Annotated in this window: 8 protein-coding genes; all 8 read left to right on the plus strand. The window is 36.9% G+C overall.

Going from position 1 to position 10,786, the window contains the following annotated elements; translation table 11 throughout:
- A partial coding sequence (locus O0550_RS23880; protein ID WP_258427418.1) for a DUF5050 domain-containing protein occupies positions 1-149 on the plus strand: 149 nt, incomplete at its 5' end.
- Positions 150-859: 710 nt separating this feature from the next.
- The gene (locus O0550_RS23885; RefSeq protein ID WP_258427411.1) at positions 860-1,876 is read left to right on the plus strand and encodes a hypothetical protein; all 1,017 of its coding nucleotides are present in this window, start codon (positions 860-862) and stop codon (positions 1,874-1,876) included.
- Positions 1,877-2,744: 868 nt separating this feature from the next.
- Complete coding sequence (locus O0550_RS23890) at positions 2,745-2,879, plus strand: gallidermin family lantibiotic (RefSeq protein ID WP_258427412.1); 135 nt, start codon at positions 2,745-2,747, stop codon at positions 2,877-2,879.
- Positions 2,880-2,948: 69 nt separating this feature from the next.
- The gene (locus O0550_RS23895; RefSeq protein WP_258427413.1) at positions 2,949-6,149 is read left to right on the plus strand and encodes a lantibiotic dehydratase; all 3,201 of its coding nucleotides are present in this window, start codon (positions 2,949-2,951) and stop codon (positions 6,147-6,149) included.
- Complete coding sequence (locus O0550_RS23900; protein ID WP_268900767.1) at positions 6,130-8,004, plus strand: ABC transporter ATP-binding protein; 1,875 nt, start codon at positions 6,130-6,132, stop codon at positions 8,002-8,004. Before O0550_RS23895 ends, O0550_RS23900 begins: the two co-directional genes overlap by 20 nt.
- A 17-nt stretch (positions 8,005-8,021) precedes the next feature.
- Positions 8,022-9,422: a lanthionine synthetase C family protein gene (locus O0550_RS23905; protein ID WP_258427415.1), complete on the plus strand. Its 1,401-nt coding sequence runs from the start codon at positions 8,022-8,024 to the stop codon at positions 9,420-9,422.
- 18 nt (positions 9,423-9,440) lie between these two features.
- Positions 9,441-10,031: a flavoprotein gene (locus O0550_RS23910; RefSeq protein ID WP_258427416.1), complete on the plus strand. Its 591-nt coding sequence runs from the start codon at positions 9,441-9,443 to the stop codon at positions 10,029-10,031.
- A gap of 361 nt (positions 10,032-10,392) precedes the next feature.
- A complete protein-coding gene (locus O0550_RS23915; protein ID WP_258427417.1) occupies positions 10,393-10,692 on the plus strand; it encodes a hypothetical protein in 300 nt (99 codons plus the stop codon).
- Positions 10,693-10,786: the final 94 nt, after the last annotated feature.

Genomic DNA, 10,786 nt, shown 5'->3' on the forward strand with positions numbered 1-10,786 from the left:
TAGATGGGACCAACAGAACAAAGATTCTAGAAGATACTGTTGAACATCTTAACATAACTCAAGGATGGATTTTTTACTGGGAGGGGGGGCAAAAAGTAAATCTTCATCGTGTTAAAACAGATGGGACAAACAAACAAAAAGTTAAATAGATCCTATTTTTACCGCACTTAATATAAAAGGATGTGCTTCCTGTATTCTTGGTGTTTACGTATTATAGTAGCGGAAACTATCTCTTTGTAACCTATACTTTGAAAAATCTTTATGATTTGGTTGACTAGCTCACATAAAATCTAAGATGCAGTGAGGATTCCGGAAGTAACTTTTTATGGGATTGGATTTGATGTTTAATGCAAAATTCCACAATAATTAGTAAGAGGAAAAAAATGTTCTACCACCTGTTGATTATAATCTTAGTAATTGGTTGCTTTATTTTTTTGTGTCTTCTACATGCTAGAAACTACAAGTTTGCAGAAGTGCAATCCCAAGATTGTAAAGAAACTGGGAAAATTCCTGAAGTAGCAAATACCTGGGGGGGATTAGGATATACAGTCACGTGCAAGACTAAAGAAACATTGTAGATTGTATTTAAAATAACTTATGAAAGGTGTAGCTTATGCTACACCTTTTACCGTTTTAGAGCTTCTATAAGAAAGCCCTCATGTAGGATATTATGTCAATTGTGTAAAGCGTTCTATGGTAAACCAACTCACATTAATAGATAAACATAGTTATATAAGAATGACCATTTACACAGTTTAAACTTGTTTACTATTTAGAGTATCTGTGTTAATTTTATTAATTTACATAAATTACAATTAATGGTATATTTAAATGGTAAAAATTGAGAGGAGTGATCATATTGAAACGAAAGTTTCTTCCTGTTGCTACATTAGCACTTGCTTCACTACTTATGATCCAAAATAATCATAACGTTTTAGCAGAGCGGAGCAACGACTTAGAAAATGACATCGTATCTGATGAGCATTCTTTAAATGCCGATGAGAAAGAAAAATTAGCTGAAAAAGCACAGAAATATCAAGATGAAGAAAATGAAATTATTGAGGATGAGAGAAATAGGTTTAACGAAGAAGTGGAAAAGTACATCGAAAAACAGGGGAAAAAGCAAAGTTTAAATATATCTTTATCCTCAGATGATGAGCTTGATCTCATAAAAAAGGAAAGTGCTGCCAGACTCAAAAAGAAACTAGATAACTTATCAAAGAAGCAAGGATGGGTAGACTTAACTCCTGAAGAGGTAAAAGAAATTGTGCCATATTCTGAAGAAGGTAGTCTAGAACTGACTGATTACAAAATACAATATATAAAAGAAGACAAAATGTACAAATTCAGTGCGGAGTGGGAGTTCATAGATCCTGATGATTGGGACATTTACGGTGATGGAAAAGACTTTGTAGCCATGAGAAGCACAGAGCCGTTAAACTACATTCGATCCTTTTGCAGATCGCAGCAATACGTCGTTGAGAAAAGATCAGGTAGAGTTTTGCAGAAGATAAACAGTGGATATGATGAAGACGGAAAATCAGAAGGAAACACCATTACAAAGAAATACGAAAATCTTCATGGTGTTATATGGAATGTACGAGATTATGTTTATGAGACGGACGATATACATCATCCAACCCATATTGTGCATGATACAGCATGGGGAAGAGCTTCTACTTACTTTAAACCAAGGAAATCTTCAGAAAGACCAAAGCTTTTCATGGACTTTGAGCATAACTGGTTAAATTACAAATGGTCTACTTCATTTAGTATCTCGGGAGTAAATTTAACTGGTAGTGGAATGAGTATTAGCTACGATGAAAAACCTAATAGAATGTTTAAAACAAGCAAAGGAAGAGCGTTATCTCTATAATTCAATACATTTCGATTATTGTGTCATTAAACTTTTTGGAGTATAGTTGTAAAGCGCTCTAATTTCTAGGAGGAGTGAGTCTTCTGTGAAATTTCTATACTATCTTTGCGGAATTGTCGTTGTCACTTTCATATTACTTAATGTGATTGGATTATTTCATTTTAGTAGTTCAGATAAAGAGACAGTGCTACTTACTACTCTTATCGCAACTAACCTAGCCATTATTTTTATATTAACTACCAAAGAGTAGAAAGTGGCTTTTAGACATTATACGCAATAATCTTGAACAGAGTAGCTTAACAATTACTATATTCTACTACTGAAGATGACTATGTGGTATTCGTACACATGTAGTCATCTTTTTTATTTTTCTTCTTTAAAGAGAAAAAGAGTTCATAAGGTGGAATAAATTAAGATAACAGTTTATAGAAAGGTAAAAAGTAAATTGTCAGAAGAACAAGGAAAAAACTTTTATCTTAGAAACCTATGAAATACAGATTCTTACCAACATTGTAATGGAATTTACTACTTTAAACTACAAGAGAATTGAATTAGAATAAATGATCAAATCATATACTATTGAGACCAATCAGTCTGAAATGAGGAAGAACAAACGCTTGTTTTTTTAGTGAAGGCGAATACAATCACCAGATTCTTGTAGAACATCTCTAAAACTGTGCCCTTTTGTGAGCAATATTTGGAAATTTATTTACTATTTAATGTATAATTTGTGAAAATTTATATTTTTTAGATGAATATACTTTACTAAAATTCATTTCTTTTATATCATTTAATTGTAAATGTAGCCAAATGTTGGAAATAAGTTTAGTTATGGCTACGAACAAAATAATAAGAGGAGGAACAAAAAATGAAAAAAGATGATCTATTCGATTTGGATGTACAGGTGAAAGAAGCAAGTCAAGCTCAAGGGGACTCAGTAGTGAGCGACCTCATATGTACAACATTTTGCTCATCTACTTGGTGCAAAAGCAACTGCTGCTAATAAGACTTGGGGGAGGAGCATCGCGATAAGCGATGTTCTTCCTTTATATTTCAGGAAAGAGGGGTATGAATGGCCAAGCAAATTGAGAAAAAGTTACCTACTAAATATGCTAAAACTAATAAAGAGGAAAACCTATTTACAGCAGCAGATTTTTTTATGCTACGGTTACCACTGTTTCCACTAGAAAATTTCTATGAATTAAATCAAATGAATGATTATCTTACTGCTATAAAGGAGTATGCGAGGGACGAGAAAGTGAGAGAAGCCATTCTTATCTCTAGCCCATCATTGTACGCAGCATTGCCTAATCTAGAAGATGACCCCACTTCTCGAAAGACCAAACAAACTCTATCTAGCTTTATTCGTTATTTTCTAAGAATGAGTACCCGTGCTACTCCATATGGTTTATTCGCTGGTGTAGCTTTGGGATCGTTAACTGACAAGACAGATTTTTTATTAGGAAGTTGTGATTATAACAAAAAACGTACACGTCCAGATATGGAATGGTTGCTTGCAATTATAAAAAAATTGGAACAAAGACTTGATGTGGTAAAACAGCTGAAAGTCCAAAAAAACCATGCTTCATTACAGGTAGGAGGACGAATTGAACTTGCTCTTGCCACTGAATATGGTCAAATTAAACGGTTAGATGGTATGCAAAAAGAGAGGATTTCAATCCGTGCGACAGAAGTTGTATACAACGTGTTTGCTCTGGCAGAGCATCCGATTCTATTTGAAGAATTAATTGCTAGGTTGATAGAAAAATACCCAGAGGCGGGGGAACAAAGGGTAACCGGACTATTATGGCAATTATTTTCTCAAGAGTTTTTAATTAGTGAATTACGTCCACCACTCACAATAGCAAATCCATTTGATTATGTGATGGCACGCCTTAAGTTACTAGATGGTGTACAGGATATATTTATGGAACTAGCTTACATTCAAGAAGAGATGAAACGATATGACGAGCTGCCTATAGGAAAGGGTATACAAGCTTATCAAGAATTACTTGCTAGGATGAAGGCTATAGAAGCGAGTGATACGCCCATACAAGTAGACTTTCACTTAGCCAGTAACAAAGTATGTTTACACAATGGAATTGGGGAAGAAGTAGCCAAGGTGGCGGAATGTCTTTGGCGATTGTCTTTTGTACAGCGAGGAGCGACTCATCTCCGAAGCTATCATAAGGACTTTTTAGAGAGATATGGAACTTCAAGAGAAATACCAGTCTTAGAACTTCTTAGTGAGGAAATTGGTTTAGGAGCGCCAGCAGGATATATGTTCCCATCCAGTACTCGAAGAGAAATAGTATCGCCTCCCAAGTATTCTGACCAGCGTGAAGCCATTGTGATGAGAAAAGTAATTCAAGCGATTGCAACCAAAAAAAGGGAAATAGAGATTACGAATGATCTACTCGAACAGTTAGATATCGATCCAGTAAATCCCAAATACGCACCGGATTCCTTGGAAATGTATGTGGAGGTAATTGCATCTTCACAGGAAGCGATCGATAAAGGAGAATATCTACTTGAAGTGGGAGCTATGCCTGGTTCATCTAAAGTAGGTCAATCATTTGGAAGATTCCTTGATATCCTTGGAACGGAAGCGATAGAAAAACACGAACAGGTTCATAAGCAAGTACAGGGCCGATTGGAAGATGTAATAATGGTCGATGCTGTTTATTTACCAGCAGCAGGACGTATGGCCAACATTATGTTGCATCCATCCCTAAGTGAATACGAACTGTCTATTGGGACAAATTCTTCAGAGAAGGCTACACACTCCCTTCTCCTTGAAGATATTGTGGTATGTGCAACAGTGGAACATATGTATCTCAAATCCCGCAAACATGGGAAGAAAATTATTATTTCATCGGATAACATGCTTAATTTCAGGAATTCTCCAAACGTTTATCGATTTTTACGAGAGGTTTCTTTAGAGAATGTACGGAACTGGCAACCATTTTCTTGGGGTAATATGGAAGGTTCACCATACTTACCACGTGTTCGTTATGGAAAAACGATCTTATCTCCTGCTATATGGAATATGATGCCTTCTTCTCTAGGATTAAAAGAAAATCCGAAAGCCGACCAGCTCTGGTATGATGCTTTTTCTAAATGGAGAAGGGAATGGGATATACCACGATATGTGTATATGGCTTTTGGCGACAATCGTATTTTATTAGATTTGGATAATTCCTATCATGTTGAAGAAATACGTTCTGAATTGTTCAAGTCAAAAAGTATTCAATTCCGTGAAAAAATCGGGGGAGTAGATGAGTATTGGGTCAATGGACCAGAAGGGCATTTCACAATGGAATGTGTAGTTCCACTTATCAAGAAAAAAGAACTACAGAAGATGAACCTTACCTCCTATAGAAAAACTAAAGTTCTTTCCAAGGAACAATACATAAGATTTCCTGGAAGTGACTGGCTGTTTATTAAACTATATGGGGGCCAGTATCGGCAGAATGATTTCATCGTTGATGAGATTCGAGCGTTTGCTGACTCAATGGTTCAAAAAGGAGCGGCTGAAGAATGGTTTTTCATGAGATATCTTGACCCTGATCACCATATTCGTCTGCGATTTCATGGTAATCCCGAGAAACTACTACAGGAGATTTTGCCAGAGCTTTATCGTTGGATTCAAGAATGTCAGAGGAAAGGCTTTATTCAAAGAATGGTCATTGATACCTATGATCGTGAGATAGAAAGATACGGTGGTCCAACTATTATGGCAGATGCCGAACGAGTATTTTCCAGAGATAGTCAGACGACAGTGAAGCTTTTGGAATTACTACGTTACAAGCAAACGAATCTTCCTGACTATGTTTTAGCAACAATTAGTATTATTGATATCATGACTAGGTTTGGACTTAGTTTTGAACAGCAATTCGAATGGATGGAACAGGTTGTTAAAAAGGATGCTCATAGAGCAGAGTTTCGAAAATGGCGCAAAACCTTACTTACTCTTGCTGATCCGCGGAACGATTGGCAAGGATTGCGTAGTCATCCGAGCGGAGAGGAAATTCGTGAAGCTTTTTACTTGAGAACTGATGCATTGACTACTTTTGGGAAACTTGTATCAGAAGGAGAACAAAACAAGTCTCTCTGGAATTCGCCAGCGACGATTTTAGGTAGTTTAATTCATCTGCATTGCAATCGAATTTTTGGAGTAAACAGAGAGATGGAAGAGAAAGCAATGGCGTTTGTGCGTCATACTTTACACAGCCAGCTTCACTGGAGGGAAAATGTTGGTAACTCCATTTAAGGAAACCAGTAATAAATTGGAAACGATTCGAAATGTATTTGCTTCCTTCTCCCAATGGCCTAGTATTTTTCGTTTGCTCTATCAAACACATCCTCGCTATTTTGCGATTGTTATGATTTTGACGATTATTAGTAGCCTGATTCCTGTGGGAGTAATTTTAGCCACACAATCTTTGATAAATTCGGCAGTAGTAGTTTCAATAGGGGGGGAAATGTATCCGCTTATCATCGCGTTTGGTTCCTTCGCATTCCTAGCCGTAATACGCGATATGATCAAATATGTTGACTTGGTTTATAAAACTTTGTATCAAGAATTACTATCCAATCATGTGAACATGTTGATCATGAAAAAAGCTACACGACTTCCTTATTCTAGCTTTGAGGATGCTGCAATCTACGATCAAATGCAACGGGCAAAGCAAGATTCAACATATCGCCCCTATCAGTTATTTCAACAGGTAATGAATGTCATTAGTAGTGTGATTACTTTACTATCTGTTTCTGCTGTGCTGATCACTTGGAAGTGGTGGTTGGCTCTTATTTTGCTCTTGTTGCCTATCTGTTCCACATTTTCTTTTATTAAATTAGGACAAGAAGAATTCATGATTGACCACAACCGCGCTTCGGACCGACGTAAGCAATATTACCTGATGAATTTATTAACCAATGATTCATCAGTAAAAGAAATAAAAATCTTTCAACTCGGCAAGTTTTTAGTCAATAAATATAGTAAATATTACGAACAGTTCTTCAATCAAGACAAAGCAATAGTAATTAAACGGACGAAAGTGGCACTTGGGTATCAGGTTATTACACTCATCGCAGTAGTTAGTATGCAGTCGTATGTAGTATGGGAAATGATGCTTGGTACCATTGCAGTTGGTAGCTTACTCGCATTTATTCAAGCGATTTCTTACACCCAATCAACCTCCACAGATCTTATGCAAACAATCTTTAACATGTATCAAAACAATCTATATATCAGTCAGTTATTTCATTTTCTAGGTGTATCAGAGGAAAAACAAAAAAACACTGAAGAAAGCCTTTCTTTTGAGAAGATCCCATCGGGTCTAGAATTTCGTAATGTATCGTTCAAATATAAGGGCGTGGGTTCCTATGCGTTGCGAAATGTAAGCTTCACAATTCGTTCAGGAGAAACACTTGCATTAGTAGGGGAAAACGGATCAGGAAAATCGACAATCGTAAAATTAATTACCCAGCTGTATCAACCGACAGAAGGAGAAATTTTATTTGATGGCATACCGATTCACCATTATGAAGAAGATGAATGGCGTCATAAAATTAGTGCTTTGTTTCAAGATTTTATTAAATATGAAATGCAAGTCAAAGAAAACATTGGATTGGGAAACTATCTAAAGGCTGATGACGAAGTGGCAATTGTAGAAGCAAGCAAACTAGCGGGAGCAGATGAGATGATTAAGCGTTTTCCCCAACAATTGAATACACAGCTAGGTAAATTATTTATGGACGGTTATCAGATTTCAGGTGGTCAATGGCAGCGTATTGCCATCTCTCGAGCTTATATGCGTGATGCTGATTTATACATTCTTGATGAACCAACAGCTGCACTAGATCCTCAAGCAGAACAAGAAGTATTCACTAAGTTCCGTGAACTATCGAAGAATAAAATGGGATTATTTATTTCCCATCGATTCTCTACTGTACGATATGCCAATCAGATTCTTGTCCTAAAACAAGGTGAGATAATTGAATCAGGTACGCATAAAGAGCTGATTGCAGAAAATGGTGTCTATGCTTCTTTATTTCATACGCAAGCTTCTTTTTATCTTGAGGAAACAGATGACACTGCGAGTAATATGGTCGGACAAGTATAAGAAAGAAGGAGGCAAATATGGAGTTAAATAAAATGGTGATGGGTAATAAGAACGTATGGAAAGGGATAAAAAAAGAGGAGTTAAGCACACAAGCTTTTTCAATTGCACTCAAGATAGCCGAGAAGCTGAGAGACCCCATTCAAGTAGAGAAAGTCGTGTTGCACGAAGATAACATAAGTACCATAGGTGAGATACCTCAATATCCTTGGGGATCCACTAGTCTTTCCCACGGATATCCTGGTACAATTCTCTTTTTTGCTGAACTGGACCGACACTTTCCTGAAGAAGGATGGGATATTGTTGCACATGAACATCTTCTTGCTTTACAAGAAAAAATTAAGGCGATAGGTGTTTCAAGTGAGTCCATGTTCGGTGGATTAGCAGGGATAAGCTTTGCTACGTTGTCAGCTTCACACAATCGGAAGCGGTATCAACGCTTTCTCGGACAATTGGATCAATTATTAGCTAAAAGAACCGTGGCCATGATTGAAGATGAATATACTCTCCATAAAAAAAGAGGGGGCAGTAATCCTCATATCTATGACGTCATTAATGGTGTTTCAGGAATTGGGCGATATCTACTAGCAAGTAAACAAATTAATGAACTTTACTCTACCTTACAGGACGTATTGCGATATCTGGTTTACTTAAGTCAGCCTATAGAATGGGAAGGTGGTAGAAAGATACCAGGGTGGTACTTGACTCAAGAGATGCAATATTTAGATAAAGACAAAGAAATGTACTCAAAAGGTAACTTTAACCTAGGTTTTGCCCATGGAATTCCTGGACCATTAGCATTATTATCACTTTCTATGCGAGAAGGAATAGAAGTGACTGGTCAGCGGGACGCGATTCATAGAATAGCTGAATGGCTGATGCAGTGGAAGGAAACAGATGAGTACGGGATTATGTGGAGAGACAGAGTTAGTTTGGAGGATGAGCTAGAGAGTGGATTTCGTTCCCAATCATCATTCCGGCGCGATGCATGGTGCTATGGTACACCAGGAGTAGCACATTCACTCTATTTAGCTGGTGAAGCTTTACAAGATTCATCCTATTGTAATCTGGCTTTTCAAGCCTACGATCATATTTTCAAACGACCCGTAAGCGATTGGAATCTCTACTCAGATACTTTTTGTCATGGAAAAGCTGGACTTTTACAAATGACGATGCGTATGGATATGGTTGCAGGTGATGGACGTTATCAACCATATATAGAGTATTTAACAGAGACCTTAGTAAATAATTATAACCCTTCAGTTCCCTTTGGATATCAGGATATAGAACCAAGAGATGGTGAAAGAGTAGGGCTTAATAAGGCAGGTGCACTTGAAGGAGCGGCAGGAATTGGTCTTGCTCTACTCTCTGCAAGCAGCAAACAAGAGCCTATATGGGATCAACCATTTTTACTTGCCTAAAAAGGAGGGACTAAGATTATGAACGATCCATTTCTTAAGGATAAGAAACTGTTAGTCGGGTTATCAGGTTCCAGTGCCGTTTTGGGATTGTCTGATTATCTTGGCGTGTTTCGCAACATTTTTAAAGAGGTAAAGGTGATCATGACAGAATCGGCCACTAAGCTCATCGCTCCATCTACAATCTTGCTTTTCTGTGATGAAGTTTTTATAGATGAAGATCTTGGTCTTGAGAAAAAAATGAACCACGTTGAGTTAGCTCGATGGGCTGATCTGTTTATCATCTTGCCGGCTACGGCAAATGTCATCGGGCAAGCAGCCAATGGAATTGCCCAAAACTTACTAACTTCTACCATTCTAGCTTCTCCAAATCCTGTCATGTTTTTTCCAAATATGAATCGTTTAATGTGGACAAAAAAAGTCGTTCAGCGCAATGTAAGCCAGCTTAAAGAAGACAACCACATAGTTGTCACACCACTAGAAGCTATGGCCTATGAAATAGCTTCGGGCACCATGCAGTCAAACTATATTTTGCCTCCGGGCCAAACAGTGATTAAAGAGATGAAAAACGCTTTGCTTGAACGAGAAGAGGACACAATTGTTTCTACATAAGGATAAATGTAATGCTATGGATATGACTGCTTTGGCCTTCATTGGCGTAGAAGCGGTCCTTTTTTTTAGCAGTTTTGAAGTGTAGAAAGTGGCTTTAGACAAATTATACGCAGTAGTCTTGAACAGAGTAGCTTACAAAGAATAAACCCATGGGTAATGGGGAGCCATATACCTTTATCTCTTAGAATTTTGATTTTCAAATCTCGATAAAATATTAGATGGTAACTATGATTTCTTTACATTATAATAAAGTTACTACCTTTGTTTTTTAATTGCTACTTTTGTAAGCGGACCAGCAATCTACGGTTTACTCCTTTGTGGAGCTACGAAAACAAGTGATTAAATTTCGGGGGTAATGGATATGAAATGGGTATATATTCCAAATGAAATTGGTAAAGTTCCTGATAATTGTCTAGGTATTGTACTAGACCAGCGTTCTCATACTTTACAAGTTGGCTGTTTCCTTAAAAATGACTTTAAGGTTATCGTTATTGAAAAAGAATTTGCTAAAGAATATAATCCAATGTGTGAATTAGAGGATCTTCAGTGTCTGATGCTTCAAGCAAAATTTTTTGGGGATAACAAGTGGTACAAAGAACTTTTGAATAGACACAATTTATTAGCTCAATTATTAGGTAAAGGTAGAATACTATTAAAGTAAATATTACTTTCAGTTTGTAATAATTTGAAATATACTAGAAACATGATATTTTAATTTATTCTAATGCCGCTTGTATGCGAGCTTATTCCAGAAT

Origin of the sequence: Brevibacillus halotolerans (genome assembly GCF_026891775.1) — a bacterium.
GTDB lineage: Bacteria > Bacillota > Bacilli > Brevibacillales > Brevibacillaceae > Brevibacillus_B > Brevibacillus_B halotolerans.